Source organism: Thalassospira sp. HF15 (assembly GCF_011806525.1).
In the GTDB taxonomy this organism is placed as follows: domain Bacteria; phylum Pseudomonadota; class Alphaproteobacteria; order Rhodospirillales; family Thalassospiraceae; genus Thalassospira.
Genome location: NZ_JAAVKI010000002.1, coordinates 240,930 through 261,589 on the forward strand (window position 1 = coordinate 240,930; position 20,660 = coordinate 261,589).

At 55.7% G+C, this 20,660-nt stretch carries 18 protein-coding genes and 1 riboswitch; of the genes, 5 read left to right on the forward strand and 13 right to left on the reverse strand.

Going from position 1 to position 20,660, the window contains the following annotated elements; all coding sequences use genetic code 11:
• Positions 1-18 precede the first annotated feature (18 nt).
• Positions 19-882: a uroporphyrinogen-III C-methyltransferase gene (cobA, locus tag HED22_RS04620; protein ID WP_167719636.1), complete on the reverse strand. Its 864-nt coding sequence runs from the start codon at positions 880-882 to the stop codon at positions 19-21.
• Between the two features lie 224 nt (positions 883-1,106).
• On the opposite strand from cobA, the gene HED22_RS04625 reads away from it, so the two are divergent.
• Both HED22_RS04625 and HED22_RS04630 read left to right on the forward strand, forming a co-directional pair.
• Entirely contained in the window at positions 1,107-2,225 is a 1,119-nt protein-coding gene (locus HED22_RS04625; RefSeq protein WP_167719638.1) for a cobalt-precorrin-5B (C(1))-methyltransferase, read from the forward strand.
• A gap of 48 nt (positions 2,226-2,273) precedes the next feature.
• Positions 2,274-3,059, forward strand: coding sequence for a cobalt-precorrin-6A reductase (locus tag HED22_RS04630; RefSeq protein WP_167719640.1), 786 nt, complete (start codon positions 2,274-2,276; stop codon positions 3,057-3,059).
• A gap of 98 nt (positions 3,060-3,157) precedes the next feature.
• On the opposite strand, the gene HED22_RS04635 is transcribed toward HED22_RS04630, so the two are convergent.
• Positions 3,158-4,165, reverse strand: coding sequence for a complex I NDUFA9 subunit family protein (locus tag HED22_RS04635; RefSeq protein ID WP_167719642.1), 1,008 nt, complete (start codon positions 4,163-4,165; stop codon positions 3,158-3,160).
• 207 nt (positions 4,166-4,372) lie between these two features.
• Entirely contained in the window at positions 4,373-5,278 is a 906-nt protein-coding gene (locus tag HED22_RS04640) for an SDR family oxidoreductase (RefSeq protein ID WP_167719644.1), read from the reverse strand.
• 237 nt (positions 5,279-5,515) lie between these two features.
• Between HED22_RS04640 and HED22_RS04645 the strand changes: the two genes are divergently transcribed.
• Both HED22_RS04645 and HED22_RS04650 read left to right on the forward strand, forming a co-directional pair.
• A complete protein-coding gene (locus HED22_RS04645) occupies positions 5,516-6,334 on the forward strand; it encodes a tetratricopeptide repeat protein (protein ID WP_167719645.1) in 819 nt (272 codons plus the stop codon).
• Positions 6,335-6,386: 52 nt separating this feature from the next.
• Positions 6,387-7,469: a substrate-binding domain-containing protein gene (locus HED22_RS04650; RefSeq protein WP_217701856.1), complete on the forward strand. Its 1,083-nt coding sequence runs from the start codon at positions 6,387-6,389 to the stop codon at positions 7,467-7,469.
• Positions 7,470-7,516: 47 nt separating this feature from the next.
• Here HED22_RS04650 and HED22_RS04655 read toward each other — a convergent pair whose 3' ends face one another.
• From HED22_RS04655 to cobU, 9 genes are all read right to left on the reverse strand, one after another.
• A complete protein-coding gene (locus HED22_RS04655; protein ID WP_167719647.1) occupies positions 7,517-8,329 on the reverse strand; it encodes a trans-aconitate 2-methyltransferase in 813 nt (270 codons plus the stop codon).
• Complete coding sequence (locus HED22_RS04660; protein ID WP_167719649.1) at positions 8,326-9,000, reverse strand: glutathione S-transferase family protein; 675 nt, start codon at positions 8,998-9,000, stop codon at positions 8,326-8,328. The genes HED22_RS04655 and HED22_RS04660 overlap by 4 nt, the downstream gene beginning before the upstream one ends.
• A gap of 219 nt (positions 9,001-9,219) precedes the next feature.
• On the reverse strand, positions 9,220-10,740 hold the full coding sequence (locus HED22_RS04665) for a cobyric acid synthase (RefSeq protein ID WP_167719651.1): 1,521 nt from the start codon (positions 10,738-10,740) through the stop codon (positions 9,220-9,222).
• 39 nt (positions 10,741-10,779) lie between these two features.
• Positions 10,780-11,406 (reverse strand): cob(I)yrinic acid a,c-diamide adenosyltransferase, encoded by a 627-nt coding sequence (gene cobO / locus HED22_RS04670; RefSeq protein WP_167719653.1) that lies wholly within the window; start codon positions 11,404-11,406, stop codon positions 10,780-10,782.
• A gap of 53 nt (positions 11,407-11,459) precedes the next feature.
• Positions 11,460-12,281: an endo alpha-1,4 polygalactosaminidase gene (locus HED22_RS04675; protein ID WP_368484472.1), complete on the reverse strand. Its 822-nt coding sequence runs from the start codon at positions 12,279-12,281 to the stop codon at positions 11,460-11,462.
• A gap of 125 nt (positions 12,282-12,406) precedes the next feature.
• Positions 12,407-13,108: a hypothetical protein gene (locus tag HED22_RS04680; RefSeq protein ID WP_167719657.1), complete on the reverse strand. Its 702-nt coding sequence runs from the start codon at positions 13,106-13,108 to the stop codon at positions 12,407-12,409.
• A 186-nt stretch (positions 13,109-13,294) separates the two neighbouring features.
• On the reverse strand, positions 13,295-17,059 hold the full coding sequence (gene cobN / locus HED22_RS04685) for a cobaltochelatase subunit CobN (protein WP_167719659.1): 3,765 nt from the start codon (positions 17,057-17,059) through the stop codon (positions 13,295-13,297).
• Positions 17,060-17,159: 100 nt separating this feature from the next.
• Positions 17,160-18,200 (reverse strand): cobalamin biosynthesis protein CobW, encoded by a 1,041-nt coding sequence (cobW, locus tag HED22_RS04690; protein ID WP_167719661.1) that lies wholly within the window; start codon positions 18,198-18,200, stop codon positions 17,160-17,162.
• 34 nt (positions 18,201-18,234) lie between these two features.
• Positions 18,235-18,774, reverse strand: a complete 540-nt coding sequence (gene cobU / locus HED22_RS04695) for a bifunctional adenosylcobinamide kinase/adenosylcobinamide-phosphate guanylyltransferase (RefSeq protein ID WP_167719663.1) — start codon at positions 18,772-18,774, stop codon at positions 18,235-18,237.
• 57 nt (positions 18,775-18,831) lie between these two features.
• Positions 18,832-19,023, reverse strand: a riboswitch (cobalamin riboswitch).
• A gap of 342 nt (positions 19,024-19,365) precedes the next feature.
• Here cobU and HED22_RS04700 point away from each other — a divergent pair.
• Positions 19,366-20,040 carry a hypothetical protein gene (locus HED22_RS04700; protein WP_254869772.1) on the forward strand — a complete coding sequence of 225 codons (675 nt, stop codon included), beginning with the start codon at positions 19,366-19,368 and terminating at the stop codon, positions 20,038-20,040.
• A 10-nt stretch (positions 20,041-20,050) separates the two neighbouring features.
• On the opposite strand, the gene HED22_RS04705 is transcribed toward HED22_RS04700, so the two are convergent.
• Positions 20,051-20,653, reverse strand: coding sequence for a histidine phosphatase family protein (locus tag HED22_RS04705; RefSeq protein WP_167719665.1), 603 nt, complete (start codon positions 20,651-20,653; stop codon positions 20,051-20,053).
• Positions 20,654-20,660 lie beyond the last annotated feature (7 nt).

Consider the following 20,660-nt stretch of genomic DNA (forward strand, 5'->3'; position numbering starts at 1 on the left):
TATCAGGGAGGATCAAAATCAGGCTTTCAAAGGGTCGGCCGGGGCCGTAATCAGGTCAAGCACCTGTTCGAACGGCACATGGCGCACCGCCGTGACATCATCCTGCGGCGACAGCCAGTTCAAACGATCACGCAGGCCAACAACCTTGCCCAAGATGCAAACCGCCGGCGGTTCAACGCCTTCGCGTTCAACATCATCAGCCGCCTTTTCAAGCGTGGTGATCAGAATACCCTGACCCGGCGTGGTCGCCTGACTGATCACCGCAAGCGGTTCATCCCCGGCGCGGCCATTTTTCATCAGTTCGGAAGAAATCCGGCGCAGATGTTTCATCGCCATATACATGACAAGCACCGGCGCGCCCTTCGCCAAGGCACCCCAGTTGATATTATCGGGCACTTCGCCACTGGATCCGTGGCCGGTCACAAAGGTGACCGATGAATTGCAATCACGATGGGTGGTCGGAATACCGGCATAGGCTGCGCCTGCGATCCCGGCGGTGATGCCCGGTACGACCCGGAAAGGCACATTGTGATCAACAAGGGTCATACCTTCCTCGCCACCGCGCCCGAACACAAACGGATCGCCGCCCTTAAGCCGCAAAACACGAAGCCCCTGTTTGGCAAGCTCGACCAACTGCAAGGAAATGTCGGTTTGTTTTGAGGACGGACGACCACCGCGTTTACCGGCATAGATGCGTTCGGCATCCGGACGCAGAAGATTCAAGATCCGCTCATCGACCAGCGCATCAAAGACGACAACATCGGCCTGCTGCATGGCATTGACGGCATGCAGCGTCAAAAGGCCGGGATCCCCGGGCCCCGCCCCAACAAGCCATACCCAACCCGGTTCAAAAACCGGAAAATCAACACCAAGACCAGTCATCACGCAGTACTTCTATTAAATGAAATGCAGACCTCTGTGCAGGACCACATCAAGAGGATATGTTAAACAGCAATCAAACGATACGCACAACTTATTTCCGAAATTTTTTAGTATAACTTTTCAAATAACATAAATAATGATGTTTAATTGAGTTTCCATCGCGGACGTTACCCGTGACCTCAATACCGAAAACATCGACTGGATTGACAGGAAAAAATCAACTGATGACCAGAAAACCGGATGGACCGCTGCGCAAGGGATGGACGACGGGGGCCTGTGCCACCGCTGCGACCCGTGCCGCGTGGCAGGCATTGCTGTCCGGCGATTTTCCTGATCCGGTCACCATTACCCTGCCACGCGGGGAAACTCCGTCCTTTAAGCTGATCAAGGCGGAAAAGGGAGATGGCTGGGCGCGGGCCAGCGTGATCAAGGATGCGGGCGACGACCCCGATGTCACCCACGGGGCAGAAATCATATCGACCGTGCGCATCGGAACACCGGGCAACGGCATTTCATTCCATGCCGGTGACGGGGTCGGCACGATTACCAAACCGGGTCTGCCATTGCCCCCGGGTGAGCCCGCGATCAACCCCAAGCCACGCGAAATGATGATCGGACAGATCACCGAGCTTTGTGATCAGTTTGGCGCAAGCCCGGATGTCGAGATCGAGATTTCCATTCCCGGCGGTGTTGAAATTGCGACCAAGACGTGGAATGGACGTTTGGGGATTGTCGGCGGTTTATCGGTTCTGGGCACTACGGGCATTGTGATTCCGTTTAGCTGTTCAGCGTGGATTCATTCGATCCATCGCGGTGTCGATGTCGCCCGTGCGACGGCGCGCAAACATGTTGCCGGGGCAACCGGTAAAACATCAGACGCCGCCATTCGCAGCTTTTATGGCCTGCCCGAAGAAGCAGTTCTTGATATGGGCGACTTTGTTGGCGGGATGCTGAAATATCTGCGCAAGAACCCGGTACCCTTTGTCAGCATCGCAGGCGGGTTTGCCAAACTGGTCAAGCTTGCCCAAGGCCATCTTGATCTGCATTCAAGCCGATCACAGGTTGATTTTGATCGTCTGGCCGATACCATTTCTGCATGCGGCGGGGACGAAACGCTGCAAGAGCAGTGTCGCACGGCCAATACAGCCAAACAGGTTCTGGAACTTTGTCAGGCGCAAAACGTTCATATTGCAGACACCATCGCCCGTCAGGCCTGTGAATCCGCACGTGCAACGCTTGACGGTGCCTGTGCAGTTGAAATCGTCATCACCAACCGCGACGGCACCATCATTGCCCGCCATGGCATTGGTGATTTTGATCAGTTCCGACCGGTGGCATCCTAGCCATCCGGTCCATCCGAGATTACAAAGCAACAACAAGGTCCTTTGCCCATGTCCCTTTCCCGCCCTGCCAATCGCCCAAAACACATTCTTATTTTTGGCGGGACTGGAGACGCAAACCGCATTGCCGAGGACCTGATGCATGAATTCGGTCGCGATATTCGCCTGCAACTCTCACTGGCCGGACGGACGAGCGCGCCAAGTCTTCCTGACGGCGTCCCGGTTCGCATCGGTGGTTTTGGCGGCCCGGAAGGCATCATTGCCCATATCAAAAACGAACAGATTGATCTGGTGATTGACGCCACCCATCCCTATGCCACCGAAATTTCCCATAATATCGCCCAAGCCTGTCATGCCGTGGCGATGCCCTGCATCCAGTATCACCGGCCAGCCTGGGAACAGACCGAAGATGACAACTGGATCTTGGTAAAATCAATCGAAGAAGCTGCCAAAATCCTGCCGGAAGTCGGCACGCGCGCATTGATCGCAAGTGGTGCCAAGAACCTGCACGCCTTTGAAGGGCTGGAAAAAACCTGGCTGCTTGTGCGCACCGTCGATGCCCCGCGCGATCCGTTCGATCTGGAATATGGGGAATGGCTGTTTGCCCGTGGCCCGTTCAGTGTTGAAAGCGAGACCGAGCTTCTTGAGCGATATGACATCGATGTAATCGTCAGCAAAAACAGCGGCGGTGATGCGACCTTTGCCAAGATCGAAGCGGCCCGCAACCTTGGCATCCCGGTCATCATCATTGAGCGTCCCGGCGGCGAGCCGGTCACTCAGGCACCGTCACGTTCTGAAATCATTGATGCTGTCCGCGAGATCCTCAAAAAAGCCTGACCAATCGGTGCAATGCGACAAGTACGCTTGCCAATTACGGCCAATAAAAAACCCCGCCAATGATTTGGCGGGGTTTTAATTTTGATCATCTGTCCGGCTTAGACGAAACGGCGGAACTCACCGGATTTGCGCGGCGGGCAGAAGCGTTTGAGGTAGGACGGCGCAATAGCCTCGAGGCTGTTGGGTGTAATGCCAAGCTCGGCAAAGCCTTCTGCACCTTCGGAGACAACATTATCGGTTTTCAGCAGACGCACCTGATCGGGGGTCAGCGGCGGCACCGGCAGGAACTGCAGGAAGAATGCCTTGATCGACGCCAGCCAGAACGGAACCGGCATCAGAATCGCCCGCTGACGGGTGATGCGCAGCATGTCCTGCAAAAGCGCCATGAAGGAATACGTTTCCGGTCCACCAAGTTCATAGGTTTTGCCCGCAGACTTGCCTTCGGTCAGTGCAGTGATAAAGGCATCGGCAACATCACCGACATAAACCGGCTGGAATTTCGGACCGCCTTCACCGTGCAGATCAACCTTGCCTTCGCCCAGATCAACTTTCGGCAGACCCGGCGCACCGACCGCCGGCAACACCGGCGAGAAGCGCGCCATGGTGGCAAACTTGTTGAGGAAATTGTCATTCGGGCCAAAGATCACCGACGGACGGAAAATCACCGCATCCGGGAAGACTTCGCGCACAGCCTTTTCACCGGCCAGCTTCGAGGTCGCATAATTGGCCGAGGTGTTTTTATCCACACCAAGAGCTGACATGTGCAGGAAGGTTTTTACACCGGCTGCCTTGGCTTCCTCGGCAATGCGTTTGGCCGCCTTGACGTGAATGTTGAGGAAATTCTTGCTGCCGCGTTCATAGAGAATGCCAAGCAGGTTAATCACCGCTTCGGAACCCTCGAGTGCACCCTTGATGCTGTCTTCATCACGCACATCGCAATGGACCGGCACGACCTGCCCGAGATTGCCCATCGGTTTGAGCTTTTTGACACGCTCAAAGCTTCTGGTCGGAACGCGGACAATAAAACCACGCTCAAGCAGACGCTTGACGATATGACGTCCAACAAATCCGGTGCCGCCAAAGACGGTTACGATATGACGATCCATGCTTGCTCTCTCCTTGCCGGTCGGGAATATGCGGGCGATGCCCACATCATTTGCCGGTATTCGGTGGCCTTGGGATTCGGAACGCGGGCCGATCCGGGCCGAAACTGATCCTGCGGACAATCATATGGTGCCCAAACAGACAGCGATATGATTTTCCGCAAGCTCTTGGGTTATATACGACCCGCCATTGTGGTCAAGAATGCGGTTTTATGAAACATTCTCGTCCCTGGCCTGCAATTTGGCCAATATTTCATCATGAAGCGCCATCAAACCGGCCCGATAATCCGGGTAGCGCAGCTTGACACCCAGTTCCTGTTTGATCCGCGCATTTGAAACGCGTTTGTTGTCTTCATAAAAGCTTGCCGCCATCGGGCTCAGCTTGGCTGTGGCAAAATCCTGTTCGGGTGGCGGATCAACCCCCAGCAAACCACAGGCATGGGCAATGACATCCTGTGGCGGGGCCGCGTCATCATCACAGACATTATAGGCCGCACCACAATTGGGCTGTTTGATGGATGCCAGAACCGTCTGGGCGATGTCTTCGACATGAATGCGCGAAAAGACCTGACCGGGTTTGACAATCCGGCGTGCCCGCCCTGACCGCACGGTTTCAAGCGCATTACGCCCGGGGCCATAAATCCCCGCAAGACGGAAACTTTGCACACACAGGCCATGACGACGGCCAAGGTCAAACCAAGCCTTTTCGGCCGCGACACGTCTGCGCCCGCGCTTGCCACTTGGCAAAAGGTCATCGTCCTCGGTGACTTCGGCGCCATCACGATCGCCATACACCCCGGTGGTCGACAAATAGCCGATCCATGTGCCTTCTGGCAGGGCTGCAAGGTCGCCCCCATGATGATGGATCACCGGATCCCCCATCGCGCCAGGCGGGGCGGATGCGAGTACATGTGTCACGCCCTCAAGCGCGCCCGCAATATCGGCAATCGGTTTATCATCGGCAAAGATGAAGGGTTCGATGCCCTCAGACTTCAGCTGTTTGGCCTTGTCGGCACTGCGGGTGGTTCCGGCAATTTTCCAGCCCTCTGAAAGCAATTTCCGGGCAACAAGACGGGCAGAAAATCCCAATCCGAAACAGAACAGCTTGTTGGTCATCAAGGCACCTTTTGTCAGCGCAAATTCGTGTGACGGGCACAGTAACGGCCTTGCCACACACAGACAAAACCTTTTGGCCCAAGCTTTGTTCCCGGAACACGCGCTTTCGGGAACAACTATCATCATCTTGCCGTTTTCATAGTGTGAGTTTTCAGATATGCGCATTCAACCATGGTGGATCCGGGGTTTGATCTTTTAAGGTGTCTGCCAGCAATTTTGCCCAAGACGGAGCTTTTCATGTCACGACTTTCCGCGACCTCGTTCATTACGCGCGCCACAGGCTTGCTGTGTTTGGCGGGGTTGGTTGGCATTTCGGCTGCAACCATGTCTGATGCCCATGCGCAGACCGAAAGCAACGGCGGCATGACGAGCGAAGAAAGCCAGCAATATCGCGACTGCATCAAACTGGCGCAGCTCAAACCCGAAGACGGTTTTGAAAGTGCCATTGCCTGGCGTGATCTGGGCGGCGGGGAACCGGCCCGCCATTGCGTTGCCGTGGCCCTCATATCGCTTGGCAAATATGAAGAAGCCGCCACCCGTCTTGATGCACTTGCCAAGGACAGCACAGCCGGCCCCGGCGTGGTCGCCGGGATGCTGGCGCAGGCCGGACAGGCCTGGATGATGGCCGAAAACCTGGAATTCGCCTGGCGCGATCAAAGCCGCGCACTGGAACTTGTGCCCAACAACCCTCAGCTTTGGGTGGATCGCGCGATGGCGCTTGGCCTTGCCGGGCAGTATTGGGAGGCGATTGACGACCTCAATGCCGCACTTGATCTTAAACCCGACTATACCGAAGCCCTGATTTATCGTGCCTCCGCCTGGCGGCTGCTTGAAAGTTACGATTTGGCAATGACTGATATCCAGCAGGTTCTGGGTCGGGAACCCCAGAATGTTCAGGCCCTTTTCGAGCGCGGAAAGCTGCACCAGATCGCCGGCGACAAGGATCTTGCACGCAAAGACTGGCTAACTGTCATAGAACTTTCAAATGGAACCCCTGTTGCCGACGCGGCAAAAGCGAATATAGAGAAGATGGATGTTCGCACCGGATCGGACTGATGGGGAACCTTCAGTTCAGAAAACAGGTTCGCGGTGACCGATTTCCTTGTATATGACCGGTAGAACCATGTACCGGATCATCACCGGAAACGTTTTGGGGGACGATATGCGTCGCACGCTTGCCTTGGCTACTCTTGCCGCATCGATGGCACTTCTGGCATCGCCAGCCGCAGAGGCCCGCGATCAGATCAGGATTGTCGGATCTTCGACGATCTTTCCGCTGACCACCAAGGTCGCAGAGCATTTCGCCAAGACCACCGGCGAACCGGCACCTGTCGTTGAAAGCACCGGATCGGGCGGCGGGTTCAAGCTGTTTTGTGGGGGTATTGGTGAACAGTTTCCCGACATTGTCGATGCATCCCGCCCGATCACCGGTTCGGAAACCGCGATTTGCGCGGCAAACTCTGTGCGCAATATCAGCGAAATCAAGATCGGCTATGACGGCATTGTCTTGCTGGGTTCGCGCGAAGCACCGGGAATGGAATTGACAGCCCGCCAGCTTTATCTGGCCCTTGCGCGTACAATTCCGGTCAAGGGTGCGAGTGTGCCGAACCCGAATGAAAAATGGTCCGATATTGATCCCAACTTGCCGGATCTTAAAATCCGCGTTTATGGCCCGCCACCGACTTCGGGCACGCGCGATCTGATGGGCCAGCTGTTGCTTGATAAGGGCTGTGCGACATTTTCCGATATCGCAAGCCTTGAGGCATCCGATCCCGACAGTTTCCGCCTTCTGTGCCGGACACTGCGCGAAGACGGTGCCTATATCGAAGCCGGTGAGAATGATCGCCTTGTGATCAGCAAGCTTGAAAAAGATCCGACATCTTATGGTGTGATGGGCTTTAACAATCTCGAACGGAACCGTGAACGCCTGCAGGGTGTTCCGATCAACGCGATTGCGCCGGATTATGAAACCATCCTTGATGGCAGCTATCCGGCATCGCGTGCCCTTTATCTTTACGTCAAGGATGACCACCAGCAACTGGTTCAGACCCTTGACGACTTCATCGCGACCTATGTGTCGGAAGCCGTCATTGGTGAAGACGGTCTTCTGGCCGATAACGGTCTGGTACCGCTGACCGCTGATGAACGTGCTGCGACCATGACCAATGCGGCGAAATTTGCCGGTAATTGATCAGATAACCGATCGACACAAGCATAGCTGACACGAACGGCCGGGCATCAGTCCGGCCGTTTTGCTATCCAGACCTGATTGCTGGCATATTTCGGCGGATTGCCCTGAAAATCAGAAAATTCCGATATCGAAACAAAACCGGACAGTTCCAACATCAGGCGCATTTCACTGCGATGGACCCAGCGCAGATGATGCCATGAATCCTCGCACCGGATGACATCGTCCTGATCGTTGATTTCCTCAAACCGCCAATGTTCGCTGAACTTCTGGGTCAGCGGATCATTGGTGCGTTCCATCGCGGTAATACGAAGCCGACTGCCCGGCTGCCCGACGCCCACCGGCATCGGAAAGATCGGCAGTTCGACATGTTCCGGGTCACCTTCGGGCAGGCAATAACGAAGATCGGGGTCCATCAGATCAAGGGCAATCGCCCCACCAGGTTTCAGATGGGCAAAGGCCCGTTCAAGGGCACGTTGCTGATCGCCGGCTTCAGTGACTTCCTGCAGGCCGCGAAACGGAATGATCACCAGATCAAACTGCCGCCCCAGATCAAAGTCACACATATTGCCAAGATGCCATGTCAGATCGGGGTAATTGGTGCGTGCCTGATCGAGCATAGCGGGTGACAAGTCAAGGCCTTCTACCGCAATCCCAAGTTTGGCAATCGCGGCACTGATCCGGCCCGTCCCACAGCCGAGTTCAAGCACACCATTTTCATGGGCAAGACTGGTGGCCAGACGGGAATAGAAGGGAATGGGATCTTCAAAAATCCTGCGATCAAGATCAGAGCGAAGATCGTAACTGGCCGTATTCAGGCCTCCGGCGGGGTAGAATTCATCTGATATGGATGAATTCTTCATTCAAAATCCAGTTCGGCATAGTGGCTGGAGGGTGGGAAACTTGCCTGCCGATCGGCCAGAACATCGCGCATGGCAGGGCGGCTTTTGATCCGCATGTACCAATCCTTGGCACGCGGATGCTTTGACCAGTTGATATCGCCCATATAGTCAATCACCGACACCTGTGCGGCGGCGGCCAGATCAGCCATGGTCAAATGATCGCCTGCCAACCAGTTACGCCGTTCAAACAACCAGCCGATATAATCCATGTGATAGGCGCCATTGGTGCGCCCGGCGCGCAGAACCTTGGTATCGGGGGTGCCGGTTGCAAAGAACCTTTTAAGCAGTTTCTCGCCCAACAGATGCTCGGTAACTTCGCGATTGAACTTACCATCAAACCACGCGACAAGGCGGCGGATTTCGGCGCGCTGCTTTGGATTGTCGCCAAACAGTTTCGGCTCGTCCTCGTAAACCTCGTCCAGGTACTCGCAAATGACGGTGGAATCACAAAGTACCGACCCGTCTTCTTCCTTGAGCACAGGGACTTCGCCAGCCGGGTTCAGCAGCAGGAAATCGTCACGCCGTTCCCAAACCGGTTCGGCCGTGAGTTCGAAATCGAGCTTTTTCTCGGCCAAAACCAGACGGACTTTGCGCGAAAAGGGTGATAGCCAAAAATGATATAACTGACGCATGTGCGTGAAGATACCCGACCAAGATGAACGTTTTGCAAAGACCCGCCAGGGGTTCACAAACATTCCAGAAACCGCAACCAAGCCGGTTCGTTTCCAACCCGGAACTGCAAGATATCTCAAACCACGCAACGCGTGCGAAGTAAAGCCCTTCAAGCAGCCAGAAGTGCAATTTTGCTATACGTAATGGGCATGTCTGACAGAAAGCTTAACCAAGCCCCGTCACGCGCGGCTTTTTGCCAGTTCCAGCATGCCATCCAGATCAAGGCAGGCTTCAAGATGATCGGCCAGTTCATCAAGGGCTGCGTCAATGCCAGCCTCGAAATGCGTCGTTTGGTGTGCATCGCCCAAACGTAATACCGACAGAAAGGCATGGCGGAAGTCATCACTGCCAAACAACCCATGCAAATAGCAGCCCAGAACCCGGCCATCAGCACTGATCGCGCCATCCAGAGTGCCATTGAGATCAAGCCAGCTTCGCACCCGATCCGGCCCATCCGTCCGGCCCATATGGATTTCATAGCCATCCACCCCAATTCCGGCGGCAAGAACGGCGTTGTCGCCAACCGTCAGACCGGTTGTCTTACGCAGCGTCTTGTCGCCTGCCATGACGGTTTCAACATCCAGCAGGCCAAGGCCAGCCTCACTTCCGGGTTCACCTTCTACACCATCAGGGTCGTGCACCATGCGGCCCAGCATCTGATACCCGCCACAAATGCCGATCACGTGACCACCACGGCGGTGATGGGCCAGAATATCGATATCCCAGCCCTGTTCCTTAAGAAACCTGAGGTCCGCCATGGTCGATTTTGACCCCGGCAACAGCACCAGATCACAATCCCCCGGGATCACCTGACCCGGTTTGATCACCAGCAACTCGACATCATCCTCTGCCGCAAGCGGATCAAGATCATCAAAATTGGCAATACGGGGCAGATGCGGAACGGCAATGCGCAAGACAGCACCATCTTCATCCCCTGTGTTGCGATGATATTTCCCGGCCTTTTCCAGGGCGACACCGTCTTCGGCGGGCAGCTTGTAGGCATTTGGCCAGTACGTTGCGATACCGTAACTTTCAAGCCCACAGCTTTCGGCAATGATGCCGGTCGCCGGTTCAAACAGCGACACATCGCCACGAAACTTGTTGATCACATAGCCCTTAAGCCAACGACGATCATCCTCGGACAGCAACGCATGCGTGCCCACGATAGAGGCAATCACTCCACCACGATCAATATCACCGACCAAGATGACGGGAACCTGGACGGCCTCGGCAAAGCCCATATTGGCAATATCGGAGGCCCGCAGATTAACTTCGGCAGGTGACCCTGCCCCCTCAATCAGCACAAGATCGGCATCACTTGCCATGATCTCGAAGCTTTCGACCACCTTGGGCAGCAGATCGCGTTTGAGGCGGTAATAATCGCGTGCCTTCGCACTGGTCAGGACCTTGCCCTGAACCACCACCTGCGCGCCAATGTCGCTTTGTGGTTTCAGCAAGACCGGGTTCATATGCACCGTCGTTGGCACACCTGCCGCACACGCCTGAAGCGCCTGCGCCCGGCCGATTTCGCCACCATCATCGGTGACGGCAGCATTGTTTGACATATTTTGCGGCTTGAACGGGCGTACCCGAAGACCCCGACGCGTATAAGCCCGGCACAACCCGGCCACCAGCAAGGATTTCCCGACGTCAGAACCGGTACCTTGCAGCATCAGGGCGGGAACAGATTGCGCACTCATTCCGGTTTCAAAACTTTCCTGTAAGCGACCAATGCCAGATCAGAACTCGACGCCGATCTGTGCCTTGATGCCCTGTTCGCGGAAGGGATGTTTGACCATGGTCATTTCCGTGACCAGATCAGCGGCCTCAATCAGGGTATCGGGGGCATTGCGTCCGGTGAGCACGATGTGCTGATCGGGCAGTTTATTGGCCAATGCCTCAAGCACGTCATCAAGCGGCAGGAAATCATAGCGCAGCACGATATTGATTTCGTCGAGGATCACCATCGAATAACTGGGATCACGCAGCATTTCCAATGCCTTGTTCCAGGCTTCGCGCGCCAGTGCGACATCCTGTGCGCGGTTCTGGGTTTCCCAGGTAAAGCCAGCCCCCATCGCGTGGAATTCACAAAGATCGGGGAATTTTTTCAGAAGCTTGGCCTCGCCGGTTTCCCAGCCGCCCTTGATGAACTGAACCACACCGACTTTCATGTCATGGCCAACGCACCGCATTGCCATGCCAAAGGCCGAGGATGACTTGCCCTTGCCCTTGCCGGTATGGACAATGATCAGGCCCTTTTTATCGATCTTCTGGGCCATCATCTTGTCGCGCGCAGCCTTGATTTTCTTCATCTTTTCATCATGGCGCGCATTGATATCGACGTCTGGCTGGCTTTTATCGGTCATTGTTTCTTCCCTTTGAAATGCCGTCCCAGAATGCGGCGAAAGTCCTACCGGGATCAAGGGCAGTTTTGCGGTGTTTGATCAAGATCGAGACGCGCAATCACCCCTTGAAATCCGTGTTCCTTCGCCACCGGGCAAAAGGCGTTGGCATTGACCCCTTCGTCAAGATATTCAACGGCAAAAACCGGCTTATCTTGCGAGACATAGACGTCAAATTCATGCATGAAACCCAGCCGATAGGCAGATTCCAGCAAGGCAAAATCCATGTCATCGACAAGATCGGGGACAAGTTCGGCAGCATTTTTCTGCCCGATGGCGAGGCCACGTTGATGCGCCTGATCCACCAGCCAATCGACATAACGCAGCTGATCTTCGCGCGTGATGGCAAATCCGGTGGGTTTGCTGGAAAGATCGGCTTCAAAGGCATCGATATTGTCGGGCTCTATGGCCAGAAAGCCCTTGTCACGACACAAATCAAAACGGGCTTCCATGATCGTGGCAAACCGTTCAAACCGCGCGATATCAAGCCAGTTTTCCCCATCCCAACCCCAATAGGGCGCGCCGACAACATCGCCGGGAAACGCCTTGGCATCTTCGCGCCAATCTTCAACCGCGCCGACATTGACGTAGCAAATCGGATATAGCCCGGCGGCACGCCACGCTGCGACCTGATCGGCCGACGTATCAAAAAGATCGGCCCCGACCACGCGAATAGTGTCATCGACATCAAGTGTGTCTTGAAGCTGCCAGTGAAACGGGCCGTTCGGGACGGGCGCCCATGTTTTTGCGCCATCTGCCTGTGCGTCTGGCCCATGCGATAGCAGGCCGAGGAGAATGCCTGCCCACAGACAAAAGGATTTGGGAATTGAGTTCTTCACGCGATGCATCTGCCCTGAAGTGGTGGGCAGTGAGTTTGCCCGCGCGAGCAAACCAAGACAATCCTGCAAACAAAAAAGCGCGACCTCAAAGATCGCGCTTTCTAGTCAATTTGACTGTGCCTGTTTTACCAATTGGTGCCCTGGCCGGTTGTCAGGCCAAGGTCGCTGGTCACCAGATCCGCCCATTTATCGGGTTCGCGCATGTCGATGTTGCGCAGTTCCGGGCGACGCATCCGTGCCTTGTTAAACAATTGCAGGCGATCACCGGGTGACATACGGCGCAAACGATCAAGCGCCTTGCGGACCGCGTCGTTTCGCGCACCTGTCGGGCTTTGGAAGCTTTTTTCGACCACTTCAAGACGTTTTTCCAGCCAGTCGCGGCTGATGGCGACCTGTTCGATCAGGGTTCTGAGGTCACGCACCACCGGGAAATGATCAAGACGCAGATGGGCCACGGCAATCGCGGTGCGCCAGACCTGACGTTCGACCCCTTGCAGATAACGCCAGTAGATCTTCACCTTGGCATTAATTTCGAACTTGGTCTGATCGGGGCCGGGAAGGTGATGGGCAAGCTCTGCCATCCCGGCATGGAATTCATCAAATGTCACCGGGCGATGGACGCCATTAAAGCGTTCGCGGACATCAAGGACCGCCCGAATGGCACCGCGCGCCGGGCGATACCGACCATTTCCGTGCAAGTCGGCACGCAGCCAGTCGGGCATGTCAAAATCTGAAATCAGGAAGTTGATGATATCTGCATGCCGGTTATGGGCAGGCAAAGGGGTTTGCAGATAATCAGGCAAACGAACGTTGGTCTTGATATCCATCGCGGCCTCCGATCTGTTCAATCAACCTGCTTCCCATGCAGGCGATCCGATAGGGGTGCCCCGTCCCTCACAACTTATTAACAGTTGGTTAATTGAGATATGGTGCGAAAACGTAACGTTTCAACTGCCCGGTTTGTTCCGACAGTAAAATTCCCGTGATTCCAACAACAAACAAAGGTTGACCGGTTACGCCCCCAGATCGATGGAAACACTGTTGCGCCGCGGCTGCCACAGGCCGCGGTCAATTGCCTCACGCAGGCGATCCTTGATGTCCTTTAGCGCATCAGGATTATGATCGGAGATAAAACCGCGCACATCGGCATCGCCCAGATAAGCATCATAGACCAGATCAAAGTGATGATCGGCAACACAGCGTGCCGTGGCGGCAAAGGCAAACAGATAATCCACTGTTGCCGCCATCTCGAACGCGCCCTTGTAGCCATGGCGCATCACGCCCTTGATCCATTTGGGGTTCACCACGCGCGCCCGCACCACGCGGGCGATTTCTTCTTCCAGGGTACGGATTTTGGGGCTTTCCGGACGGGAATGATCGCTGTGATACACGGTTGGCTGCTTGCCCGAAAGGCTGCGCACTGCTGACGTCATTCCGCCTTCGAATTGATAATAGTCATCAGAGTCCAGCAGATCATGTTCGCGGTTATCCTGATTATGGACAATTGCATCGACCTTGGCGAGACGGGTTTCAAACAGACCACGCGCCGACGTTCCCTCGGCCCCGTTGCCATAGGCGTAGCTGCCCCAAGCCAGATAGGCATCAGCAAGATCGTCTTCGTCTTCCCAGAGTTTCTCGTCAATCATCGCCTGCAGCCCGGCGCCATAGGCACCGGGTTTGGACCCGAAAACACGAAATCCTGCCTGTCGGGCGGCATCGTCATCAGCCATACCTTCGCTGCGGAGTTTTTCGGCCTCGGCCTTCACACGGACGGCGATCGGATTGATATCATCGGGTTCATCTGATTGATCGGCCACCGCACGCACCGCACTGTCAAACAGGTCAATCAAGCCCGGAAAGGCATCGCGGAAGAAACCGGAGATGCGCAACGTAACATCCACACGCGGGCGCCCCAGCACCGATGCTGGCATGATTTCAAAACCGGTCACCCGGCGTGATGCGCTGTCCCAGGTCGGACGCACGCCCATCAGCGCCAACGCCTGCGCGATGTCATCACCGCCGGTACGCATGTTGCTGGTTCCCCAGACCGACAGACCAAGCGCACTTGGCCACTCACCCTGATCCTGCACATGGCGTTCCAGCAGCAACTCGGCTGATTTCCAGCCCAACTGCCACGCCGCCGGGGTCGGGATCGTACGGGTATCAACCGAATAGAAGTTACGCCCGGTCGGCAAGACATCCGGCCGCCCACGGGTCGGGGCACCCGACGGGCCGGGTTCGACGAACTTCCCGGCAAGGCCGCGCAAAAGACCGTCGATCTCAGCCGGGCCGCAGCCAGTGACCGCAGGGCGAATATTCGTTTCGATATCAGAAATAACGTCACATGTGGCCGACCATGCCGGATCGGCCTTAACGGTGCCCTTGACCAGATCACGGGCCAGAAGTTCGATCCGTTCTACGGTATCGCCCGTGGTGCGCCATGGACCGATATTCTCCGCGTCATAGGCGGCCAGCACTTCAGGCTTGTCCCCGGGCCAGAATTCGGCAAAGGCACAATCGAGCGGATCAAATTCCGCATCACCCAGAATATCCTTGGCAATCGCACGATGAAGCGATGCCTTTGGCCCGGTATCCGCCCCACGCGGCAAGCGGGCGAGGGCGACCAGAAGATCGGTCAGAAGATCGCCTTCCGGGGCCTTGCCATAGATATGCAGGCCATCGCGGATTTGAAGCTCTTTTAGCTCGCACAGATAGTTATCAAGCTTGGCCAGTGCGCTTTCTTCGTCCTCACCGGCCTCGATGCCGCAATCACGATCAAGGCCAATGCGGATCGCCAGTTCAAGGATATCGCGTTTAAGGATCACAAGGCGCCTGGGATCCACCGCGGCGGCGTCATAATACTCATCGACCAGCGCTTCGAGATCCTTAAGCGGTCCGTAGCTTTCCGCCCGTGTTAATGGCGGCGTCAAATGATCAAGGATCACCGCCTGTGCGCGGCGTTTGGCCTGCGTACCTTCGCCCGGATCGTTGACAATGAAGGGATAGAAGTGCGGGGTCGGGCCAAAGACCGCCTCGGGGAAGCAATCCTCGGACAGGGCCAGCGACTTGCCCGGCAGCCATTCCATGTTGCCATGCTTGCCAAAGTGAATGATGGCATCCACGCCAAACACATGGCGCAGCCAGATATAGAACGCAAAATAGTTGTGCGGCGGAACCAGATCGGGCGAGTGATAGCTTTCAAGCGGATCAATGTTATAGCCACGCGCAGGCTGGAGACCGACCACCACATTGCCCATCGGCAGAATCGAAAGGGCAAAGGCATCCCGATCCGGCAGATAAAACGGATCATTCTTTGGATCGCCCCAGGCCTCAAACACCTGATCGCGGATGGTTTTTGGCAGGGCATCAAATGCAGACTGATAATCTTCGCGTTTCAGGGTTACGCGGATCTCACGGTCGGCAAGCGATTTGAAATCGTTGGTCGGCCCGGCCTTGATCGCCGCGATCAGGGCATCGCCATCAGAAGGCAGATCATTGATCGCGTATCCTTCACCCTGCATGGCACGCAGCGTCTCGACCATGCCCGCCGGGGTATCCAGCCCGACCCCGTTACCAAGACGTGCATCCTTGTTGGGATAGTTCGCCATCACCATCGCCACCTTGCGCGATGACACATCGGATTTGCGCAGCCGCACCCAATTGGCGGCAAGTTTGGCGGTAAAGTCGACGCGATCACGCACCGGGATGTATTTCACCAGATCAATCTGGGTCAGGTCATCCTTGCCTGCCGATCCCTTGAAAGACACCGCACGTGAAAGGATACGGCCGTCGACCTCTGGCAGGGCGACATTCATCGCAATATCGCGTGCGGCCAAGCCGTTGACACCTTCGCGCCAGGCTTCTTCGCCACCACCAGAAAGCACCACCTGAAAGACCGGCGCATCCACCGCATCAAACGGACCGTTTTTTCGTTCTGAACCCGGAACAGATATCGCAAAGCCGGTGGTATTGAGGATCAAATCTGCGTTGGTTTCGGCCAGCCAGTCCTCGACCAAGGCGGCTGCCACCGGATCCTTGAGGCTGGCGACAAAAATCGGCAGCGGATTCAGGCCGTTGGCAACCAGTTCCTCAACCAGCGCATCAATGACATCAAGATTGGCAGCCTGCACCAGCGAACGATAGAAGATGATTGGCGTAACAGATTGATTTTCAACCCAATTAGCGCGGATTTCATCAAGGCTTGCCTGCGGCTTTCCGGGCCAATAGCCCCCGGCCTTGACCAACGGAGCAGCTGGCGACCAGTTCCAGTTCACGTGCGAATTGAGCTTTTCGTATATAAGACGAAGTAAATTCTCGGAATTTTGCGGGCCGCCTTCAATCAAGTAGCGCCAGATATTCTGATATTCGCGCCCCTTGACGGTCGAGAGGGATAAAAGCTCCGCATCGGGTTGATCATCACCGGGCAACAGGACCAATGGGATGTCCTTGGCCCGCGCAAGCGCAACCAATTGTTCGATGCCATAATCCCAATAGCCGCGACCACCCAGAATGCGCACGATGATGAATTTGGCCTCGGACACCACATCGTCAATATAGAGATCGACCGACATGTTATGGCCAAGTTGCAGCAAGCTTGCCAAACGCAAGGACGGAGTTTCCGCGCCAAATGCATCTACCAGACGCCCCTGCGCCCCGGCCAGACAGGCCAGTTCAGACTCGGCGGCTGACAGGATCACCACATCGCCGGGTTGCTGTCCAAGGTCGACGGCCTCGCTGCCGTCTGTCACCATTCCAGGCTGGGCTGCCAATAGATGCATCGGGGAATCCGTATCCTTGCGTCGTTATGTGAAAAAAGGACGCTGAAACCGGATGGCTGTTCCATCCGGTTTCAGGTGAGCTTGATCAGAGCGAATTGGTTCAGGCGGCCTTGATGGCAGCCTCAATCGCGACACGATCCAGACCATGCAGGCCGATCACCACCAGTTCGGACCGGCGGGTTTCCCCGTCCGCCCAAGGGCGATCGAAATAGCGCTGGAACCGTTCGCCAACCCCCTGAACCACATGGCGCATCGGTTTGCCCGGCACATCAAGGAACCCCTTGATCCGAAGCACGTCAAACTGGCGAACGACATCAATCAGGCGCTTTTCAAGGCTGGCCGGATCGTTGATTTTATCAAGCGAGACAACAAAGCTGTCGAAATCATCATGATCATGTTCGTGACCGTCGTCATGATGGCTCGGGCGGCTATCCAGATCATCCTCGGCCGCAGCCCCCAATCCCAGCAGGATGGCATTTTCAACCCGCGAATGATCGGTCGCGATGATCTTGACCGACGGTTTTTTAAGCTCTGCACGGATATCGGCTTCGACCTTGGCGCGTTCGGCATCGCTCAGAAGGTCGGTCTTGTTCAGAACCACCATATCGGCACAGTGAAGCTGTTCTTCGAACAGTTCTTCAAGCGGGCTTTCATGGTCAAGGTTGTCATCGGCTTCCCGCTGCGCCTGTACCGCATGATGATCATGGGCAAACAGTCCATCACGAAGCGCTGCACCATCAAGAACGGCCACCACACCGTCAACGGTCACCCGCGACCGCACTTCCGGCCAGTTAAACGCCTTTACCAGCGGTTTTGGCAGCGCCAGACCCGATGTTTCGATAACGATATGATCAGGCGGGGTGTCACGATCAATCAGGCCCTGGATGGTTGGCAGAAAGTCGTCCGCCACCGTGCAGCAAATGCAGCCGTTGGCGAGTTCGACAACGTCATCTTCTTCGCAGCCTTCAATGCCACAACCGTTGATAATGCCGCGATCGACGCCCAGATCGCCAAATTCATTAATGATCAGCGCAATGCGTTTGCCATCGGCATTTTCCAACATGTTGCGGATCATGGTTGTTTTGCCCGCCCCGAGAAAACCGGTAATAACGGTTGCCGGGATTTTGCCCAATTGTGCCATTTCTAAAATCCTTAAAATTCAATTCTTTATGTTGCTATTTGACCTGCATCGGAATGCCGGCCACCACAAGTGTGACCTTGTCTGCCTGCTCGGCGATCCGCTGATGCAGGCGTCCGGCGTGATCACGAAAGGTACGCGCCATCGCATTTTCCGGCACGATGCCAAAGCCAACCTCGTTTGAGACAAAAAGTACTGGCACAACAAGCGTCGGCAGCAGATCGCAAAGCGCCTTAATCTCGGCATCAATGTCGCGACCTTCCAGCATCAGATTTGTCAGCCACAAGGTCAGGCAATCAACCAGAACAGGCTTGCCGTGCGCAACATTGCATGTCTGCAAGGCGGAACGGAGTTCAAGCGGTTCTTCGAGTGTCTGCCAAAGATCGCCGCGCGATTTTTTATGGAGATCAATGCGGCTGGCCATTTCATCATCCCAGGCCCGACCGGTTGCGATATATGTTCCACCGCCCGCCTGATTGATGATGTTTTCGGCAAACCGGCTTTTGCCGGATCGCGCCCCGCCAAGGATTAGATGCGTCCCGCCCAGGGATACATGGGGGGGTAAAGTCTGGGTCATCCCGTTTCTTCCTCGCCATGGCCTCCCACCGAGGCCCGATTGCGTCGCCACCTTCCAAAGAATAGTGACACCTTCGGCAGGTTTCCTGGCTGCGGGCATGAAAGCGATCCGCCTTCCCGGTTGCCCGGTGGCTGGTCTGGCGCCACGGCGCCGACCCGGATCTCCCAACCCGATACAGTTGCGGGGGCAGCATCGGCCTTGCACCGATTTCCCATCACCGAACGGTGCGCCGAACCTATCAGGTTTGCCAAAAATGCCAAAGATCATTCTAGGCCGCAGGCCCCGTGATCCCCACACCCTAACCGGAAGGTCAGTATTTGTAAGAATTGTCTGCTTGAGCGGTCATACCATTTCAGCCAACATCAAAAGCGTTGCGCTGGGTGGGGACCAAACTCATTCATATGATCACCCCGGCAACTGATATGAGAGAACAAACCGGCGGACCGGGATGATCATATGAATGAATTTGGTCCCCAGAGACGGAAAAATCCGCTATCTGGCGAAACCCGGGATCGAAAACATAACACCCGGCTGGCAGCAGAAAAATCTGCGCCAAAACTCTTGGGGTAAACAGGAAGTTTGCAAGAAGACATGGCTATACGCTCTCACCTATCGAAAATCCGACAGTTGAATGCGCCAACCTGGACAACGTCGTCTCGCAAGGACATGTGGCTGGGTTTGCTTGGTCGCCTGAATGTCCCGGATCAGTCCTTTCAGGACTTTCTCGAGGAATATGCCAACGAGGGCGAAATCACGATGGCACGGCGCGATGTTCGGGAAATCTTCGCAAAGGATGCCGCAAAGGGCGTGATCGCGACCATTATCTGGTCCCATGAACGTGGCATCCGCGTTAATGCGCTGTCTCTGCTTGTCCGCGATATGCCAACTTTGGTGACCTTGATGTCGATTGCCGATTTCGGGCAGGAGGAACTGAACGAACTGCTTTCTCAGCCGGGTATTTCCGTTCCGACCGCAAGCAAAATGCTGTCAGCCTGTGGCAAAACATATTGCGGCATGCCGGCCGCCATCATTGACGATACCATCATTCAGGTGATCGAAAGCGCGTCCTTTGCCGGGGACTTCCCCAATGTTGCCAAGCTGCGCGCCAAATCACGCAGCCGCCCGGTTCCCTATTACCAGGCCTATTTGCGTGATGTTTTCGATATTTGCGAACAACATGACCTAAGCCCGGACATGGTCGACCGCTATCTGGCCGAACATGCACTTGATGACATGGCATCAGACATCGAACTGGCCTCTGCGTAACAGGGTTTGCTTAAAATCGCTGATTGACCGCGGTCACGCGCCAACCCGGCTCGTCGACCTCGTCGATATATTCAAGCGTGGTCAGACCCAGTGTATCCACATGAAATGCCAGTGCCGTTTCAAGCGACAAGCCCAATGCATTGGCCAATATGGCACGCACCGTGCCACCATGAATAACGGCCACAATGTCGCGCCCGGCAAGCGCATCATTTAATCGACCAAAGACCGGGCCAACACGCCCGACAACGTCAGCAAAACTTTCACCTTTCGGGGGGGTCTGACGCGCAAAGTCGGTCCAGAAACGCGTTGTTTCCCCCTTTGGCAAATCATTCCAGTTCTGCAGTTCCCAATCACCAAAATGCTGTTCGGCAAAACCGCTTTCGCCCTGTGGCGCAACGTCTACATCCATGAAACTCTGAAGGCTGCGCGCCGTATCGTGGGTACGCGACAGATGGCTGGTCACCCAAGCGGCATCGCTTGGCAATTGCCCGGCAAGCGCGCCAAGCGCCTTTTGATCGGAAAGATCAGCAGGCATATCACTTTGGCCATAAACGAGCCGTTTGGGATTTTTGACCGGGGCATGTCGCACCAGCCACCAGCGTGTTGTTCTCATTGGGTTT

Bases quoted from the DNA above. Each gene is read 5' to 3' on its own strand.
- cobA (WP_167719636.1), bottom strand. From the start codon at position 882: ATGACTGGTCTTGGTGTTGATTTTCCGGTTTTTGAACCGGGTTGGGTA.
- HED22_RS04625 (WP_167719638.1), top strand. From the start codon at position 1,107: ATGACCAGAAAACCGGATGGACCGCTGCGCAAGGGATGGACGACGGGG.
- HED22_RS04630 (WP_167719640.1), top strand. From the start codon at position 2,274: ATGTCCCTTTCCCGCCCTGCCAATCGCCCAAAACACATTCTTATTTTT.
- HED22_RS04635 (WP_167719642.1), bottom strand. From the start codon at position 4,165: ATGGATCGTCATATCGTAACCGTCTTTGGCGGCACCGGATTTGTTGGA.
- HED22_RS04640 (WP_167719644.1), bottom strand. From the start codon at position 5,278: ATGACCAACAAGCTGTTCTGTTTCGGATTGGGATTTTCTGCCCGTCTT.
- HED22_RS04645 (WP_167719645.1), top strand. From the start codon at position 5,516: ATGTCACGACTTTCCGCGACCTCGTTCATTACGCGCGCCACAGGCTTG.
- HED22_RS04650 (WP_217701856.1), top strand. From the start codon at position 6,387: ATGACCGGTAGAACCATGTACCGGATCATCACCGGAAACGTTTTGGGG.
- HED22_RS04655 (WP_167719647.1), bottom strand. From the start codon at position 8,329: ATGAAGAATTCATCCATATCAGATGAATTCTACCCCGCCGGAGGCCTG.
- HED22_RS04660 (WP_167719649.1), bottom strand. From the start codon at position 9,000: ATGCGTCAGTTATATCATTTTTGGCTATCACCCTTTTCGCGCAAAGTC.
- HED22_RS04665 (WP_167719651.1), bottom strand. From the start codon at position 10,740: ATGAGTGCGCAATCTGTTCCCGCCCTGATGCTGCAAGGTACCGGTTCT.
- cobO (WP_167719653.1), bottom strand. From the start codon at position 11,406: ATGACCGATAAAAGCCAGCCAGACGTCGATATCAATGCGCGCCATGAT.
- HED22_RS04680 (WP_167719657.1), bottom strand. From the start codon at position 13,108: ATGGATATCAAGACCAACGTTCGTTTGCCTGATTATCTGCAAACCCCT.
- cobN (WP_167719659.1), bottom strand. From the start codon at position 17,059: ATGCATCTATTGGCAGCCCAGCCTGGAATGGTGACAGACGGCAGCGAG.
- cobW (WP_167719661.1), bottom strand. From the start codon at position 18,200: ATGGCACAATTGGGCAAAATCCCGGCAACCGTTATTACCGGTTTTCTC.
- cobU (WP_167719663.1), bottom strand. From the start codon at position 18,774: ATGACCCAGACTTTACCCCCCCATGTATCCCTGGGCGGGACGCATCTA.
- HED22_RS04700 (WP_254869772.1), top strand. From the start codon at position 19,366: ATGGCTATACGCTCTCACCTATCGAAAATCCGACAGTTGAATGCGCCA.
- HED22_RS04705 (WP_167719665.1), bottom strand. From the start codon at position 20,653: ATGAGAACAACACGCTGGTGGCTGGTGCGACATGCCCCGGTCAAAAAT.